19 protein-coding genes are annotated in these 13911 nt (G+C 71.2%); 12 read left to right on the top strand and 7 right to left on the bottom strand.

The genetic code is table 11. From position 1 onward, the window contains the following. Window positions 1-9: 9 nt before the first annotated feature. Window positions 10-1194 carry an ABC transporter substrate-binding protein gene (locus CRT23_RS17995; protein ID WP_103710764.1) on the bottom strand — a complete coding sequence of 395 codons (1185 nt, stop codon included), beginning with the start codon at window positions 1192-1194 and terminating at the stop codon, window positions 10-12. 190 nt (window positions 1195-1384) lie between these two features. Here CRT23_RS17995 and CRT23_RS17990 point away from each other — a divergent pair, with 190 nt between their 5' ends. Then, window positions 1385-1786 carry a nuclear transport factor 2 family protein gene (locus CRT23_RS17990; protein WP_103710763.1) on the top strand — a complete coding sequence of 134 codons (402 nt, stop codon included), beginning with the start codon at window positions 1385-1387 and terminating at the stop codon, window positions 1784-1786. Between the two features lie 112 nt (window positions 1787-1898). Here CRT23_RS17990 and CRT23_RS17985 read toward each other — a convergent pair whose 3' ends face one another. Continuing rightward, window positions 1899-2612: a GntR family transcriptional regulator gene (locus tag CRT23_RS17985; RefSeq protein WP_103710761.1), complete on the bottom strand. Its 714-nt coding sequence runs from the start codon at window positions 2610-2612 to the stop codon at window positions 1899-1901. Between the two features lie 172 nt (window positions 2613-2784). Beyond that, window positions 2785-3723, bottom strand: a complete 939-nt coding sequence (locus tag CRT23_RS17980) for a DMT family transporter (RefSeq protein WP_103710760.1) — start codon at window positions 3721-3723, stop codon at window positions 2785-2787. A gap of 143 nt (window positions 3724-3866) precedes the next feature. On the opposite strand from CRT23_RS17980, the gene CRT23_RS17975 reads away from it, so the two are divergent. From CRT23_RS17975 to CRT23_RS17950, 6 genes are all read left to right on the top strand, one after another. Continuing rightward, complete coding sequence (locus CRT23_RS17975; protein ID WP_055957238.1) at window positions 3867-4355, top strand: Lrp/AsnC family transcriptional regulator; 489 nt, start codon at window positions 3867-3869, stop codon at window positions 4353-4355. A gap of 389 nt (window positions 4356-4744) precedes the next feature. Beyond that, the gene (locus CRT23_RS17970) at window positions 4745-5074 is read left to right on the top strand and encodes a hypothetical protein (protein ID WP_103710758.1); all 330 of its coding nucleotides are present in this window, start codon (window positions 4745-4747) and stop codon (window positions 5072-5074) included. Window positions 5075-5111: 37 nt separating this feature from the next. Then, window positions 5112-5291, top strand: coding sequence for a hypothetical protein (locus tag CRT23_RS17965; RefSeq protein ID WP_103710756.1), 180 nt, complete (start codon window positions 5112-5114; stop codon window positions 5289-5291). A gap of 92 nt (window positions 5292-5383) precedes the next feature. Continuing rightward, entirely contained in the window at window positions 5384-5569 is a 186-nt protein-coding gene (locus tag CRT23_RS17960) for a hypothetical protein (protein WP_055957244.1), read from the top strand. After that, window positions 5569-5787, top strand: a complete 219-nt coding sequence (locus tag CRT23_RS17955) for a hypothetical protein (protein ID WP_103710754.1) — start codon at window positions 5569-5571, stop codon at window positions 5785-5787. The genes CRT23_RS17960 and CRT23_RS17955 overlap by 1 nt, the downstream gene beginning before the upstream one ends. Before the next feature lie 40 nt (window positions 5788-5827). Further along, window positions 5828-6148, top strand: a complete 321-nt coding sequence (locus CRT23_RS17950) for a hypothetical protein (protein ID WP_103710753.1) — start codon at window positions 5828-5830, stop codon at window positions 6146-6148. A 227-nt stretch (window positions 6149-6375) separates the two neighbouring features. Here the strand turns inward: CRT23_RS17950 and CRT23_RS17945 are convergent, their stop codons facing one another. Next, the gene (locus CRT23_RS17945) at window positions 6376-6558 is read right to left on the bottom strand and encodes a hypothetical protein (RefSeq protein ID WP_103710751.1); all 183 of its coding nucleotides are present in this window, start codon (window positions 6556-6558) and stop codon (window positions 6376-6378) included. A gap of 212 nt (window positions 6559-6770) precedes the next feature. Here CRT23_RS17945 and CRT23_RS17940 point away from each other — a divergent pair, with 212 nt between their 5' ends. Both CRT23_RS17940 and CRT23_RS17935 read left to right on the top strand, forming a co-directional pair. Further along, entirely contained in the window at window positions 6771-7055 is a 285-nt protein-coding gene (locus tag CRT23_RS17940) for a hypothetical protein (protein WP_103710750.1), read from the top strand. A gap of 120 nt (window positions 7056-7175) precedes the next feature. Next, entirely contained in the window at window positions 7176-7535 is a 360-nt protein-coding gene (locus tag CRT23_RS17935) for a hypothetical protein (RefSeq protein WP_103710748.1), read from the top strand. 13 nt (window positions 7536-7548) lie between these two features. Here CRT23_RS17935 and CRT23_RS17930 read toward each other — a convergent pair whose 3' ends face one another. Further along, window positions 7549-8418: an NAD(P)-dependent oxidoreductase gene (locus CRT23_RS17930; protein WP_103710834.1), complete on the bottom strand. Its 870-nt coding sequence runs from the start codon at window positions 8416-8418 to the stop codon at window positions 7549-7551. A 42-nt stretch (window positions 8419-8460) separates the two neighbouring features. After that, the gene (locus tag CRT23_RS17925) at window positions 8461-9480 is read right to left on the bottom strand and encodes an alpha/beta fold hydrolase (RefSeq protein WP_103710746.1); all 1020 of its coding nucleotides are present in this window, start codon (window positions 9478-9480) and stop codon (window positions 8461-8463) included. Between the two features lie 300 nt (window positions 9481-9780). On the opposite strand from CRT23_RS17925, the gene CRT23_RS17920 reads away from it, so the two are divergent. The 3 genes from CRT23_RS17920 to CRT23_RS17910 all read left to right on the top strand — a co-directional run bounded on the left by CRT23_RS17920 (window position 9781) and on the right by CRT23_RS17910 (window position 13128). Beyond that, a complete protein-coding gene (locus CRT23_RS17920; protein ID WP_103710743.1) occupies window positions 9781-11109 on the top strand; it encodes an MFS transporter in 1329 nt (442 codons plus the stop codon). 73 nt (window positions 11110-11182) lie between these two features. Continuing rightward, window positions 11183-11995 (top strand): SDR family oxidoreductase, encoded by an 813-nt coding sequence (locus CRT23_RS17915; RefSeq protein WP_103710741.1) that lies wholly within the window; start codon window positions 11183-11185, stop codon window positions 11993-11995. 92 nt (window positions 11996-12087) lie between these two features. After that, complete coding sequence (locus tag CRT23_RS17910) at window positions 12088-13128, top strand: matrixin family metalloprotease (protein ID WP_103710740.1); 1041 nt, start codon at window positions 12088-12090, stop codon at window positions 13126-13128. Between the two features lie 57 nt (window positions 13129-13185). Here the strand turns inward: CRT23_RS17910 and phoB are convergent, their stop codons facing one another. Then, entirely contained in the window at window positions 13186-13890 is a 705-nt protein-coding gene (gene phoB, locus CRT23_RS17905) for a phosphate regulon transcriptional regulator PhoB (protein ID WP_055957273.1), read from the bottom strand. Between the last annotated feature and the right edge of the window lie 21 nt (window positions 13891-13911).

The following is a 13911-nucleotide window of genomic DNA, read 5'->3' as shown; positions in this document are numbered from 1 at the left end:
CCCGTTCCCTCAGTTCGTGACGGCGACGATCTCGCCGTTCTGGAAGCGGGTGAAGACGTAGTCCTGCGGACCGAGGGCGTCGTGCTGGCCCGGCGCGAAGGGCTTGTCGTAGGTCTTGATCAGGCCGGGATAGGTCGCGACCTTGTAGAAGCCGTCCCGCACCTCCGGTCCCTTGGTCGAGCCGGCGGCCTTGATCGCCAGGGCGAGCAGGTGGGTGGCGTCGTAGGCGTTGGCGATGCCCACCGCCGGGGTGACGTCGGCCATCGACTTGATTGCCGGATACTTCGCCTTGAGCGCGTCGAGGACCGCGAGGGCCTTCGGGCTGGTGTTGCCCGCGAAGGTGAAGGTCTGGATGAAGTGGACTTTCGCCGCGCTCGGCCCGGCGAGCTCGTCGAAGCGGCCGCCGGCCGGGCCCCAGTGCGAGACCACCGGCACGCTCCAGCCCATCCGGTCGAGGGACTTCACCACCTGGGCCGAGGGCCCGACATTGCCGACGAGGAACAGGGTGTCGGCGCCGGCCTCCCGCAGGCGGGTGAGCTGGGGCACCATGTCGAGGTCGGCGGCCTCGTACTTCTCGATGCCGGCGGCCGGCAGGTTGGCGGCCTTCAGCGCCGCGGTGAGGCCCTGCTGGTTCGACTCGCCCCAGGCGTTGTTGACGAGGATCATCCCGGGCTTCTTCGCCCCGTGGGTCTTCACCGCGTAGGTGACCAGGGCCTCGTCCACCAGCGCGTCCACGGCCGAGACCCGGAAGGCGTAGTTGTCGGCCGCGCCGTTGCGGGTGATGCCGGTGCCGGCGGCCCAGGGGCCGAGGAACGGCACCTTCATCTGGTTGGCGATGGGCACCAGCGCCATCGAGACCGGCGTGTCGAGGCCGCCGACCAGCGCCACCACGCCGACCCGCTGGATCAGCTCGCGGGCGGCCAGCACGCCCTTCGACGGATTGGCCTCGTCGTCCCGCGCCACCAGCTCCAGGGGCCGCCCGAGCACGCCGCCGCCGGCGTTGATCTCGTCGATGGCCAGGCCGATGCCGCGGGAGATCGCCTCGCCGGATTTTGCCGACTGCCCGCTCAGGGCCGTGACGAGGCCGATCCGGATCGGCTCCGCGGCCCGGGCCGTGCCGGAGACGGAGAGCCCGAGAGCAAGGCACGCCCCCAGAGCGAGGCGGCGGGTCAGGGGCGTCGATCGGCTGGGCATGGGGTCTCTCCGGCGGATGCTTCGCCGGCCACTCCGCAACCCCCATGCCAGCCGCCTTGGCCTTGAATTTGCTCAGGGATTTCTGCGCAACGCCGCCGCGTGCCTGCCCGAGCGCCAAAGTGCATACACTTGTTGCATGCACTTTGGCGGCGTTTGCGGCAGGGAGGGGCGTGTCTCCGGAGAGCCGATCATGACCGACACCACAGCCCGCGACGCGGCCAACGTCACCGCCTATCTCGAAGCCTCGATGGTGCCCGACCCCGAGCGGGCGGCGACCTACATGGCGCCGGGCATCACCATCGTGTTCACCGGCGGGCGCAGCTTTAAGCATCCGCGCGAGGTCACGGCCTTCAATGCCGGGCGCTACGCCTGGGTGAAGAAGCGGATGGAGCGCCTCGACGTGGTGCCGGGCGACGGCGTCACCACGGTCTACAGCCTCGGCACGCTCTACGGCGCCTGGCCGGACGGGACGCCGTTCGAGGGCAACCGCTACGTCGACCGCTTCACGGTGCGGGACGGCCTGATCGTCACCATGGAGGTCTGGAACGACAGCGCCGAGCGCCTCCTCAGCCAGCACGGCCTGAACACCTGATCCGGGCCGCACCCGATCGCAGCGGTCCCCGGACCAGCAAGCCCGTCGGCCCTCGAACGAAGCCCCCATCCGCCATCCCGACGGGATCCGGCGGATGGGGCATGAGGGCCCGTCAGCCGCCCACGGGCTCGATGTAGGGGGCGAGCAGGCGGCCGAGGTCGCGCTCGCGCGGCGGGGCGGCGACGATCCGCGCCCGCTCGGCCACCGCGTCGAGGTGGTGGTCCATCAGCGCCACGGCCCGGGCGGGGTCGCCGGCGATCAGGGCGGCGACGAGGGCACGGTGCTCGCTGACCCCGCACTCGGCGGAATGCGGGCGGCTGTAGAGCGAGAGCACCAGGGCGCAGCGGTAGCCGAGCTCGGCCACGTAGCGCTCCAGCACCGGGCTGCCGGTCATCTGGGCGAGCAGCAGGTGGAACTCGGTGGCGAGCCGGATCGAGGCGCCGTCCGCCCCGCCCTGGGCCGCCTCCTCCTGGCCGATATGCGCGTGGAGCGCGGCCTGCTGGTCGGGCGTCAGCCGTCCGGCCAGGCGGGCGACCACGAGGCGCTCCAGGCTGATGCGGACGTCGAAGGTGTCGCGGGCCTCCGCCCAGCTCGGGGTCGCCACCACGGCGATGCGGTTGCGCCGCAATTCCACCAGCCCCTCCCCCGCCAGCTGCCCGAGGGCCTGGCGCGCGATGGTGCGGCTGACGCCGAAGCGCTCCCCGAGGGCGTCCTCGGGCAGGCGGTCGCCGGGCATGATCGCCCGCTCGACGATCGCCCGGCGCAGGGACCGGCAGATCGAGCCCACCCGGTCCCGGCTCTCCACCCGCGTCTCGTCGTCCTGCATGTCGCTTCGATCCGTCCCGTGCCCGTCGCGGCTGCGGAAGCACGAGTGGGACCAGATCGGTTCCCGCACCTCCGGCCGACGATGCGCAAAGGAAGTGCCCAAACTGCAGGGGACGTGCCCGCACCGCGAGGGAGTAGCCCGATCTGGAGGGAACGTGCCCGACCGATCCCGGTCAGGCGCGGCGCGCATCCTGCGCCGCGGTGACCAGGGCGGCGGCGAGACAGCCGAGGCCGACCAGCAGGGCGGGACCGAGGCGCTCGCCCAGGAGCAAGGCGGAGGACAGGAGGCCCACCGCCGGGACCCCGAGGGTGGCGTTCGCCATGGTGAAGCTGTCGATGCGCCGGCCGACCGTCGTGAAGATCACGAAACACAGCGACGTCGCCACGGGGCCGATGAAGACCAAGAGCCCGACGAGGCGCGGCGACCACGCGACCGCGAGCGGCCCCTCGACCGCGAAGGCCGCGACGGCCAGGGGGACCGCGGCCAGCAGCATCTGCCAGGGCGCGAGGTCGAGGGGATGCGCGCGCCAGCGGTGATGCCGGACATGCAGGATGACGCCGGCCCAGCAGAGCGCGCAGACCAGCAGCAGGCTGTTGCCCAGGAGCACGTCGGGATCGGTCCAGTCCATGCCCATGGGCGAGCACACCACGGCGACGCCCACGAGACCGAACAGGATCGCGACACCCTGCCGGCGCGACGGACGCTCGCGCAGGACCAGGCAGGCGCCGAGCAGGACCCAGACCGGTGTGGTGTAGGCCAGCAGCGCCGCCCGGCCCGCATCGGTGTGGCGCATCGCGATCAGGCCCAGCGCCGTGAAGGCCATCATCTGCAGGAACCCGACGCTGGCGAGCACCGGCCAGTCGGCCCGGGGCGGCCAGCGCAGGCGGCCCTTGAGGACGAGGAACCCGAACAGGACCGCGCCGGCGCTGGAGAAGCGCAGGGTCGCGAGCCAGAGGGGCGGAGCGGCGTCGAGGCAGAGCTTCATCGCCGGCCAGCTCAGGCCCCAGAGCAGGACCATCAGGCCGAGCCAGACCCCCGTCGGCACCGCGAGGCGGGGACGGGCGGGCGCCACGGGCGGCGAGGCCAGCAGCGGCGCGTAGGAATCGACCATGACAGGGGTCCGCGGACAGAACGCGGACGAGCCCGCAGCCCAGGATGTTTATGACCGAACAGCCGGTATTTTCGTCTTGGTTTTCCGGTTAGAGCGGGAAGATCGGACAGACATGCCGCTCTCCTCCGGTTCGGGGACAGATTATGCCGCCAAGGTCGATCACGCTGGACGACGCGTCCCTGCGCATCCTCGAACGTCTGCAGCGCGACAGCGAGATCAGCGTCGCCGAGCTGGCCCAGGAGGTCGGGCTCTCGACCTCGCCCTGCTGGCGCCGGATCAACGACCTGAAGGCCAGCGGGATCATCCAGCGCTCCGTCGCGGTGGCCGATCCGATCGCCCTCGGGCTGGCGGTCAACGTCTTCGTCCACGTGACGCTCGAGAAACAGACTCAGAATGCGCTGAAGGCCTTCGACGACGCGGTGCGACACCGTCCCGAGGTGATGGAGTGCTACCTGATGAGCGGCGAGGCCGACTACATGCTGCGCGTGGTGGTGGAGGATCTGGGCCAGTTCCAGAAGCTCGTGCTCGATTACCTCACCCGCATCCCCGGCGTCGCGAGCATCCGCTCCAGCTTCGCCCTGGGACAGGTGAAGTACACGACCGCCCTGCCCCTCGGCCACCTCCGGCGCTGAGGAGAGCTCCGTCTTCGCGGACGGGGCGCGGCTGACGCGGGCGAAACAAAGCGATCCCGCCGGGGTTGTCCCCTCGGAACCGCCCCGTGAGACCGAGGGTGTGCGACCGGGCGTTCGAACCGCCGTCGCGCGGCGCCGCGTCGACGCGGACGCGTACCGCGCACGGGTCTCGCGCGAGCCGGCCCAGGCCAGTCACGGAGGGAACTTGGCGATGACGGATGTCCCGAAGCCCCCCTCGCGACACGCCAGCAAACCTGAAACCCGGCTCCGGCGCGACCACGCACGGTCACCGGCAGCCATCCGATCCCGTGATCGTTTCCGTCCTGTGATCCTAGCCGTCCTGTGATCCTGGGATCTTGTTTTCCTGTCCCTTTCTTCGGAGATCCGCGATGAACGACACCCGCAAGCCGTCGGACGCCCCCTCCCGACCGAACCTGCGCGACTTCGACCCCTACACCGACCGCAACGGCCAGGATCTGGGCCAGGACGACCCCCGGGATATCGGCCTGCCGGATCGCCTGCAGCACACGCTGCAATCGGACCCGGGTGGGCAGGCGGAAGCCGCGCGGATCGCCTCCGACTTCCCGCGCCTCGATGCGGTCTCGGGGGGATCGATCGCCAGCGTCGAGGAGGTCGAGGCGGCAACCCCGCCCGAGAACCTGCGCCGGATCTCGGACCCGAGCCCGACCTGGAAGGATGACACGCCCGGGAAGGCCTGAACCGGACGGCGACCCCTCGCACAGGCAGGAGCGTACCATGGAGCGTGACACGAACGCGTCGAGTTCGGAGAAACCGGACTCGACCGGCCCCAATTCACGGCCGCGCGACACCACCATCGCCCAGACCGGCGAAGGTATTCCCGATGACAGCGGCCGTCCGGTCGAGATCGACGACAAGGAAGCGCAGCGTATCGAGGAGAAAATTCGGACGCTGTAGCCTGCCAGCGTCAAAGATTGACCGACCCGGAACAGATGTGATCCGGCGAGATTGTTTGTTGACCCATCCAACATCACTGACAGGAGCCCGGCATGACGGCGAAGGCACCGCCCGTTCCCCCCGCCAACCAGTCCCACAAGGGCCCCGGCAGCACGCCGGAGGCACCCCTCGCCACGGGTCCGAAGGGATCGGGCCAGACCCAGAACCCCGACAAGGTCGGTCAGGCGGGCAATTCCAAGGTGAACACCACCAACCAGGGCTACCAACAGGATCGCTGATGAGCACCGCGAAGAAGACGCCCGCGGCCGACCGTCACCACGGCGGCCCCGGCTCCAGCCACCAGGACGCGTCGAAGCCGCAGGCGGTGGACCACGACGGCCCGGCGCCGGGCAGCCCCACCAGCGACACCCGCTCGCACGTCTCCGGCGGCGGGGGCGAGCGCGACCGCCACCACGCCCACGATGCGGCGGGCAAGTCCGCCGACCGCTCGCACTGAACCGGATTCCCGTCGGAGACACAACCAAGGAGACGCCAGAATGGCGAACGCCGATCGACACAAGATGGGCTCGGCCGCCCAGGGCAAGGGCACGGGCAGCGGCGCGATGACGGACCTGCCGGACGGGATTCTGGAAGAGAACATGGTCCTGAGCAATCGCGACAAGTCCCGGCACAACGACGCGCGCGGGCTCGACAGCAAGATGGTCCAGACCGAGCAGTACCAGGACCACGTCGCCAACCGCGAGGTTCCGGCCGACGCGATCGCGTCGGGGCCGACCGGGAACACCACCGGGCTCGCCAGCAGCAAGACCGACCTGTCGGGTGCCCAGAGCAGCCTTGCCAGCCCGGAAAAGTCCTAGCCGGGCAAGCCTGCGCTGGCTGGACCGGGGCGACCGTGAACCCGGTCGATGAGGTCGGCAGCCTCGTCGTCCCCGCCCGCAGGGGCGCTGGGGCGACGGTCGGCCTCACGGGCCCGCTCCAGTAACGGCCCGAGCGGGCGCCGCGCGGTCCGAACCGGATCTCGCGGCGCCCGCTCACGTGTGGCGTCGAGCCTCGCTCCGGTCCCGTCGCGCGGGCGCGGCGCCTCCTAGCCGCCCCCGATGCCGCTGGTGATCTTGCCGGTGCCCTGGCAGTCCGGGCAGGGCTTGGCGTCCAGGGCACCGGTTCCGTGGCAGCGGCGGCAGAGGTTCTCACCGGTCCCCGGGGTGCCGGGCGTCGCCTCGTCACCGGGCTTCGTGTCACCGGGCGTGGTGGGCTCGTCCTGGGCCATGGCTCGCTCCTACGATGTCGAGAATGCTCGCGTCTCAGAAAATGCTTGCTTCTGGGAAGAAGTCCGCCCGTCAACGGCTGTTCCCCACAAGCATTTGAAAGGCGCTTTGGCGAACGTACGGATCAGTACGAAGGTCTTCACCGAGGCATTTACTTCGGAACGGGGCGCATCAGGCCGGGTTGCCGTTGCAGATCCCAGCCACGGAGAGAGTCATGAAGTTCTTTACGCCCCTGATCGCGTCCGCCTGCCTCGTATCGACCCTGGCCCTGCCGGCCGCGGCGCAGACCGGGCTGGCGCCCGAGCGCGGCCCCGGCGGCCGCGGCATCATCGTCGAAGGGCAGTCCAACACCACCGGCAACGACCCGGACGTGGTGATCGCCCGCGGCGCGAACGGGGCCGACACGATCACCACGGACTCGGCCGCCGGCGGCAACGCCAACCTGCCCGAGCGGGCGATCCCGAACGGGAGCGCCGGCGGCGGGGGCGGCGGGCGCTGAGCGAAGACCCACCCGGCTCTTCCCGAAGCGTCGAGCGGTCCTGCGTCAGAGCGGGCGGCGAACGGGCGACGCCATGGCGCGTTGCTCCCCCACAGGTACGCCCCCGACACGGAGCCCCCCATGACCTTACGATCCGAAACACCCCCGACCCCGGGCAACCTCGCGGTCGAGACGCCGCCCGAGTCCGAGCGGCCCACCACCGCCATGCTGAAGGCCGACATCGACAGCGGCCGGACCGGGGACAAGGTCGCCCATTACGATCCCGGCCTGTCGCAGCTCGGCACCGACGACGAGGCGGCCGGCAATGCCCCCACGCCGGACCGCGTGGCGCTCGCCCGGAAGACTGAGGCGGCGCCGCCCAAGGCCCGGGAGGCCGCCAGGCCGGAGAACGGCAGCGACTGGATCATGCCGCTGTTCATCGGCCTCGCCGCCCTGGTGCCGGTGGTGGTCGGCGTCTCGCTGTTCGTCTTCAACCGCTGAGGCGGCCTTCGTCTCAGGCGGTCCGGCCCCGCCGGCGGGCAACCTCCGCCAGGGCGGCGAGATCCTTCTCGGCGTCGCCGTGCCCCATCGCCTCGATGAGGTTGTCGCGCAGCACGCTGGCGAAGGGCATCGGCACCCCGGCCGCGCCTGCGGCCGAGAGGGCGAGGCCCACATCCTTGGCGCCGAGCTTGAGGTTGAAGCCCGGCGGCTCGTAGCGCCGTGCCGCGATGAGCGCGCCGTAGTTCTTGTAGACCGGCGAGGCGAACAGGGTGTTCGTGAGCAGGTCGAGCAGGTCCGCCCCCGTCACGCCGTGGCCCTCGGCCAGGGCCGCCGCCTCGCCCATCGCCTCGATCGCCGCGATCAGCATGAAGTTGCCCGCGAGCTTGACCGCATTGGCGCGGTGCGGCTCGAGTCCGAAGCCCCAGGTCCGGGCGCCCATGGCGGCGAGGAGCGGTTCGGCCCGGTCGATCGCCCCCGGGTCGCCCGCCGCCACGATGTTCAGGGCTCCGGCCTCGGCGACGTCCGGACGGCCGAAGACCGGAGCGGCGATGTAGGGCACGCCGGCACGGGCGTGGATGGCGGCGAGATCCTGCGCCAGGGCCACCGAGATCGTGCTCATCGAGAGATGCAGGCCCGGGCGGGCGGCGCCGTCGAGGAGGCCGCCATCCACGATCACCGCGCGCAGGGCCGCGTCGTCGGCCAGCATGGTGATGGCCGCGTCTCCGGCGAAGGCCTCGGCGGCCTGCGCCACCGGCGTCACGCCAGCGAGCCCCTCGGCCGCGCCCGGCGAGCGGTTCCAGACCCGGACCCTGTGCCCGGCCCGGACCAGGCTCGCCGCCATGCCGCGGCCCATCCGGCCGAGGCCGATCACGCCGACATCCATGCTCACACTCATGTCGTCTCTCCCGTCGGGTTGGCCCGGCGCTCAGTGACCGTCGAGGAATTCGAGCGTCAGGGTGTTGAACTGGTCCGTCGCCTCCATGTGGACGAGGTGCCCGATCCCCGGGAGCACCACGGCGCGGCCGCTGGGCATCTGGCCGGCCAGCGTCCGCGCGTGCTCGGCATTGTGCCCCATGCCGGCCCGGAGGGCTTCCGGCGCGAAGGGCTTGCCGGGCGCGTTGTGGTCGTTCTCGCCCATGATGAAGAGGGTCGGGACCTGGATCAGCGGGATCTCGTGCACCACCGGCTGCCCCCAGATCGCCTGGTAGGAATTGACGAAGGACTGCAGCCAGCGCGGATACTCGCCCGAGCCCTTCACCCGCTCGCGCAGCGACACGAAGGGCTCGACGGCGGAGGCCGGCAGCGAGAGGGCGTAGTTCGTCATCAGCTGGCGACGGTAGGACTCCGCCGTGGCATCGCCCTCCAGGCGCAGCAGGGTGGCGTCGGAGACCGGCGGCACCGTGAAGCGATAATCCTCCAGGCCGATCGGCGCTTCGAGGACGAGGCTGTTGACCCGGGTGGGGGCATTGCGCACGAGGCGCACCGCCAGCATCCCGCCCATGGAATGGGCCACCACGTCGACCCGCGCCAGCCCGAGGGAGTCGAGCAGCGCTACGGTGTCGGCCGCCATGGCGTCGAAGGTGTAGGGTCCCACGGGCTTGGCCGACTTGCCGAAGCCGAGCTGGTCCGGGGCTAGCACCCGATAGCCCGTACGGGTCAGCGCCTGGATCACCGGCTGCCAGTAGCTCGAGGGGAAATTGCGCCCGTGCAGCAGCAGGACGGTCCGGCCGTTGGCTTGGCCCTGCGCGGGCACGTCCATGTAGGCGAGGCGCTGGCGCTCGCCGTCGCGCGTCCGCTCGAGGTAGAACACCGGATACGGGTAGGCGAAGCCCTCCAGGGCGATGCCGAGGGGCGCCGTCTCGTTGGACGTCGGCTGCGCCGTGGCGGGCGCCACGGACAGCTGGGCGGCCAGCAGCAGGGCGGAGAGTTTGAGGAGCGCGTCCATGTGGGGTCCCGGCAACGGCGCGCAGTCTTACGCACCGGGCTGACATAGCGCAGGTTCCGCCCCGGCGTCGCTCGCTCCCCGTGACAAAGGACACGCCGCGTTTCCCCGGCCCTTGCGATTTCCGGCGCCGCGTCCCAGGGCTCGGCCATGACCACCGACGCTCCCGGCCAGGATCCGCGCGGCCGACATTCCCGCCCGGACGAAGCCCCAACCCAGGGCCGAGACCCATCCGGGAGCAGGAAGCTCCCGAACAAGACGGCGCCGGAGCCCGGGACGGACGGCATTCCGGTGCGCGAGCGCATGCTGGCACTTCTTGCCATCGGCCTCGCCATGACGATGGCGGTGCTCGACGGGGCCATCGTCAACGTCGCCCTGCCGGTGATGGCCAAGGACCTCGGGGTCGAGCCCTCCGCGGCGATCTTCGTGACCAACAGCTTCCAGATCGCGGTGACGGCCGCCCTGCTGCCCCTGGCCGCCCTGGGCGACATCCTGGGCTATCGCCGGATCTATCTCGCCGGCCTCGCCGTGTTCACGGCCGCCTCCGTCGCCTGCGCCTTCGCGCCCAGCTTCGAGGCGCTGGTGGCCGCACGGATCGCGCAAGGGCTCGGGGCCGCCGGCATCATGAGCGTGAACACCGCCCTGGTGCGCTTCATCTATCCGCAGCGGATGATCGGGCGCGGCGTCGGCAACATCGCCCTGGTGGTGGCGATGGCCTCCGCCGCCGGTCCGACCGTGGCGGCCGCCATCCTGTCGGTGGCGAGCTGGCCGTGGCTGTTCCTCGTCAACCTGCCGGTGGGGCTGATCGCCCTGACGGTGGGTGCCCGCACCCTGCCGGTGACGCCGCGGAACGGCGGGCGCTTCGACATCCGCAGCGCCCTCCTGAACGCCGTGACCTTCGGGCTGCTCATCATCGGGGTCGACGGACTCGGCGACCCGGCGACCCGGGGCGTGGCGCTGGCCGAGATCGGGGCGGCCCTGGCGATCGGCGCGGTCTTCGTCTGGACCCAGACCCGGCTGGCGCGCCCGCTCCTGCCCGTCGATCTCCTGCGGATCCCCGCCTTCGCCCTGTCGATGGCGAGCTCCGTCGCCTCCTTCGCGGCCCAGATGATGGCCTACGCCGCCCTGCCCTTCTACTTCCAGGACGTGCTGCACCTCTCCGAGACGCAGACCGGCTTCCTGATGACGCCCTGGCCCCTGGCCATCGCCCTGATGGCCCCGATCTCGGGGCGCCTCGCCGACCGCTACGCCCCGGGGCTGCTCGGCGGCCTCGGCCTCGCCCTGATGGCCACCGGCCTGACGGCGACTGCCCTGCTCCCCGCGGGCGCGTCGCATCCTGACATCGCCTGGCGCCTGACCCTGTGCGGCCTCGGCTTCGGGTTGTTCCAGTCGCCCAACAACAAGGTCATCATCACCAGCGCCCCGCGGGACCGGAGCGGCGGGGCGAGCGGGATGCAATCCACCGCCCGCCTCACCGGGCAATCCTTCGGCGCGGCCCTGGTGGCGGTGATCTTCGGCCTGCACCAGGGCGGCCCGCCGGCGGGACCGGTGAGCGCGACCCTGTGGTGCGCCGTCGCGCTGGCGAGCCTCGGGGCGGTGACCAGCGTGCTGCGGCGCCAGCCCGGCGCCTGACGCATCCGCCGCGATCGCACCAGGACCCGTCCTGCGCGTTGACCCGGGCAGAGCCTCTCCCAAGGACGATCCCATGAACCTCGACCTGTCCGGCAAGCGCGCCCTCGTCAGCGGCTCCACCAGCGGCATCGGCTACGCCATCGCCAAGGCGCTGGGCGAGCTCGGGGCCAACGTGGCGATCAACGGGCGGACGCAGGAGCGGGTGCGCGACGCCGTCGAGCGCCTCAAGCGCGAGACCGGCCATGCCGGCTTCATCGGGGCACCCGGCGACGTCGCCAACCCGGACGGGGCGGCCCGGGTGGTCTCCGGCCTGCCGGACATCGACATCCTGGTGAACAACACCGGCATCTTCGAGCCGAAGCCGTTCTTCGAGATCCCGGACGAGGACTGGCGCCGGTTCTTCGACACCAACGTGATGAGCGGCGTGCGCCTCGCCCGGGCCTACACCCCCGGCATGGTCCAGCGCGGCTGGGGCCGGGTGGTCTTCATCTCCAGCGAATCCGGCGTGAACATCCCGGTGGAGATGGTGCATTACGGAATGACCAAGACCGCCCAGCTCGCGGTCGCGCGGGGGCTCGCCGAGACCGTGTCGGGCAGCGGCGTCACCGTGAACAGCGTGCTGCCGGGGCCGACCCTGTCGGAGGGCGTCGCCGAGTTCATGAAGAGCATGGCCCAGGGGCAGGACGGCGGAGCCGGGGGCGAGGTCGACCTCGACGCCGCCGGAAGGGCCTTCGTGGCCGAGCACCGCCCGACCTCGCTGATCGGTCGTCTCGCCACCGTCGAGGAGGTGGCCAGCATGGTCGCCTACCTCTGCAGCCCGGCCGCCAGCGCCACCAGCGGCGCGGCCCTCCGGGTCGATGGCGGCGTGGTGCGCAGCATCGTCTGAGGACGCGCCGCCCGGTCACGCGGCGGCGGGTGCGGTAAGGATTTCGCAACCTCTGCCGCCGACCCTGGCCCGAAGAGACGGGAGGGCAGGCAATGGGGGATTATGCGCTGGAAGGTCCGCGCTGGGGCACGGGCGCGGCGGGCACGAGCGGCGGCACCGTCACCTGGGCCGTCGACGGCACGATTCCCACCAGCTTCGTGAGCCTTCTCCAGGCCGCCTTCGCCACCTGGGCGGCGGCCGCCAACATCGCGTTCCAGCAGGTGGCCACGACGGCCAGCGCCCAGATCGACGTCACCCTCGGGGGAATCGACGGGCTCGGCGACACCCTGGGCTATGCCCATTATACCTATAGCGGCCAGCGCATGCAGTCGGTGGAGATCACCTTCGACAGCGGCGAGGGCTGGCACGCCGTCTCCGGCGGGCGGGTGGTCAGCACCCAGAACGTCGATCTCTCCCTGGTGGCGCTGCACGAGATCGGCCACGCGCTCGGCCTCGATCACTACAACACCAAGCCCGAGGTGATGAACGCCGTCCTCAACACCAGCATCAAGACCCTGGCGGCCGGCGACCTCGCCGGAATCCAGGCCCTGTACGGCGCGCCGAGCGCCCCGGTGATGGCCGCGGCCGCACCGTCGAGCCCGGTCGCCGCCTCCACCGCCCCGGCGGTCACGGCGGTGTATCGGTTCTACGACACCCATACGGGGGATCACTTCTACACCACGAGCACCGCCGAGAAGGCGCAGATCCAGCAGACGCTGCCGTGGTTCAACTACGAGGGCACCGCCTGGGCAGCCCCGGCCAAGGGCGCCGACACGGTGGACGTGTTCCGGTTCTTCGACACGGTCTCCAACGCCCACTTCTTCACGACGAGCGTGTCCGAGCGGGACCAGGTCCTGAAGACCGCGCCGAGCTACAAGTACGAGGGCGTGGCCTTCGAGGCCTACGCCGATGCCAGCGCCCCCGGCGGCCTGACCCTGGAGCGCTTCTACAACACCCAGACCGGCCAGCATCACTTCGCCGGCAGCGCCGAGGAGGCCAACGGCATCAATCACGGCGTCGCCGGTCCGGGCTGGGTCGACGAGGGCAAGGCCTTCACCGTCCACCTGCCCACCGACACGATGCTGTTCGCCTGAGCGGCGGGGCCGGCCGCTCGGCCCGGCGACTCGGCTCAGCCCAGCGACTCGGCCCGGCTACTCGGCTTCGGTCTCGAACATCTCGTCGAAGGAATAGCCCGAGCCGCGCACGGTGCGGATCGGGTCGCTCTGCCGCGGGCGGTTCAGGGCCTTGCGCAGGCGCCCGACATGGACGTCGACGGTGCGCTCGTCGATGTAGACGTCGTGGCCCCAGACGCCGTCGAGGAGCTGCTCGCGGGAGAACACCCGGCCGGGGCTCTGCATCAGGAACTCGAGGAGCTTGAACTCGGTCGGCCCGAGATGGATCTCGCGGCCCTCCCGGCGGATGCGATGGCTGACCCGGTCGAGCTCGATGTCGCCGGCCACCAGCAGGTTGGCGACGTGGGCGGGCTTGGCCCGGCGCAGCAGGGCGCGGACCCGGGCGAGGAGCTCGGGCACCGAGAACGGCTTGACGATGTAGTCGTCGGCGCCGGTTCCCAGGCCGCGGATGCGGTCGCCCTCCTCGCCGCGCGCCGTGAGCATGATCACCGGCAGCCGCTCGGTCTCGCGTCGGGCGCGGATGCGGCGGCAGAGCTCGATCCCCGACAGGGCGGGCAGCATCCAGTCGAGCAGGACGAGGTCGGGCACCTGCTCCTGCAGGCGCAGGTCCGCCTCGTCGCCGCGGGCGGCCGAGTCGACGATGAACCCCTCGGCCTCGAGGTTGTAGCGGAGGAGAAGGGTCAGGGCCTCCTCGTCCTCGACGATCAGGATACGCGTACTCATCGTGCGCTTTCGATCAGACCG

This window comes from Methylobacterium sp. V23, assembly GCF_002917135.1.
GTDB lineage: Bacteria > Pseudomonadota > Alphaproteobacteria > Rhizobiales > Beijerinckiaceae > Methylobacterium.
Note: the sequence above shows the minus strand (reverse complement) of the source record. Positions and strands in the feature narration are given on the sequence as shown.

Bases quoted from the DNA above. Each gene is read 5' to 3' on its own strand.
- phoB (WP_055957273.1), bottom strand. From the start codon at position 13,890: ATGAGTACGCGTATCCTGATCGTCGAGGACGAGGAGGCCCTGACCCTT.
- CRT23_RS17925 (WP_103710746.1), bottom strand. From the start codon at position 9,480: ATGGACGCGCTCCTCAAACTCTCCGCCCTGCTGCTGGCCGCCCAGCTG.
- CRT23_RS17935 (WP_103710748.1), top strand. From the start codon at position 7,176: ATGACCTTACGATCCGAAACACCCCCGACCCCGGGCAACCTCGCGGTC.
- CRT23_RS17920 (WP_103710743.1), top strand. From the start codon at position 9,781: ATGCTGGCACTTCTTGCCATCGGCCTCGCCATGACGATGGCGGTGCTC.
- CRT23_RS17970 (WP_103710758.1), top strand. From the start codon at position 4,745: ATGAACGACACCCGCAAGCCGTCGGACGCCCCCTCCCGACCGAACCTG.
- CRT23_RS17965 (WP_103710756.1), top strand. From the start codon at position 5,112: ATGGAGCGTGACACGAACGCGTCGAGTTCGGAGAAACCGGACTCGACC.
- CRT23_RS17915 (WP_103710741.1), top strand. From the start codon at position 11,183: ATGAACCTCGACCTGTCCGGCAAGCGCGCCCTCGTCAGCGGCTCCACC.
- CRT23_RS17975 (WP_055957238.1), top strand. From the start codon at position 3,867: ATGCCGCCAAGGTCGATCACGCTGGACGACGCGTCCCTGCGCATCCTC.
- CRT23_RS17910 (WP_103710740.1), top strand. From the start codon at position 12,088: ATGGGGGATTATGCGCTGGAAGGTCCGCGCTGGGGCACGGGCGCGGCG.
- CRT23_RS17930 (WP_103710834.1), bottom strand. From the start codon at position 8,418: ATGGATGTCGGCGTGATCGGCCTCGGCCGGATGGGCCGCGGCATGGCG.
- CRT23_RS17995 (WP_103710764.1), bottom strand. From the start codon at position 1,194: ATGCCCAGCCGATCGACGCCCCTGACCCGCCGCCTCGCTCTGGGGGCG.
- CRT23_RS17940 (WP_103710750.1), top strand. From the start codon at position 6,771: ATGAAGTTCTTTACGCCCCTGATCGCGTCCGCCTGCCTCGTATCGACC.
- CRT23_RS17955 (WP_103710754.1), top strand. From the start codon at position 5,569: ATGAGCACCGCGAAGAAGACGCCCGCGGCCGACCGTCACCACGGCGGC.
- CRT23_RS17945 (WP_103710751.1), bottom strand. From the start codon at position 6,558: ATGGCCCAGGACGAGCCCACCACGCCCGGTGACACGAAGCCCGGTGAC.
- CRT23_RS17960 (WP_055957244.1), top strand. From the start codon at position 5,384: ATGACGGCGAAGGCACCGCCCGTTCCCCCCGCCAACCAGTCCCACAAG.
- CRT23_RS17990 (WP_103710763.1), top strand. From the start codon at position 1,385: ATGACCGACACCACAGCCCGCGACGCGGCCAACGTCACCGCCTATCTC.
- CRT23_RS17980 (WP_103710760.1), bottom strand. From the start codon at position 3,723: ATGGTCGATTCCTACGCGCCGCTGCTGGCCTCGCCGCCCGTGGCGCCC.
- CRT23_RS17950 (WP_103710753.1), top strand. From the start codon at position 5,828: ATGGCGAACGCCGATCGACACAAGATGGGCTCGGCCGCCCAGGGCAAG.
- CRT23_RS17985 (WP_103710761.1), bottom strand. From the start codon at position 2,612: ATGCAGGACGACGAGACGCGGGTGGAGAGCCGGGACCGGGTGGGCTCG.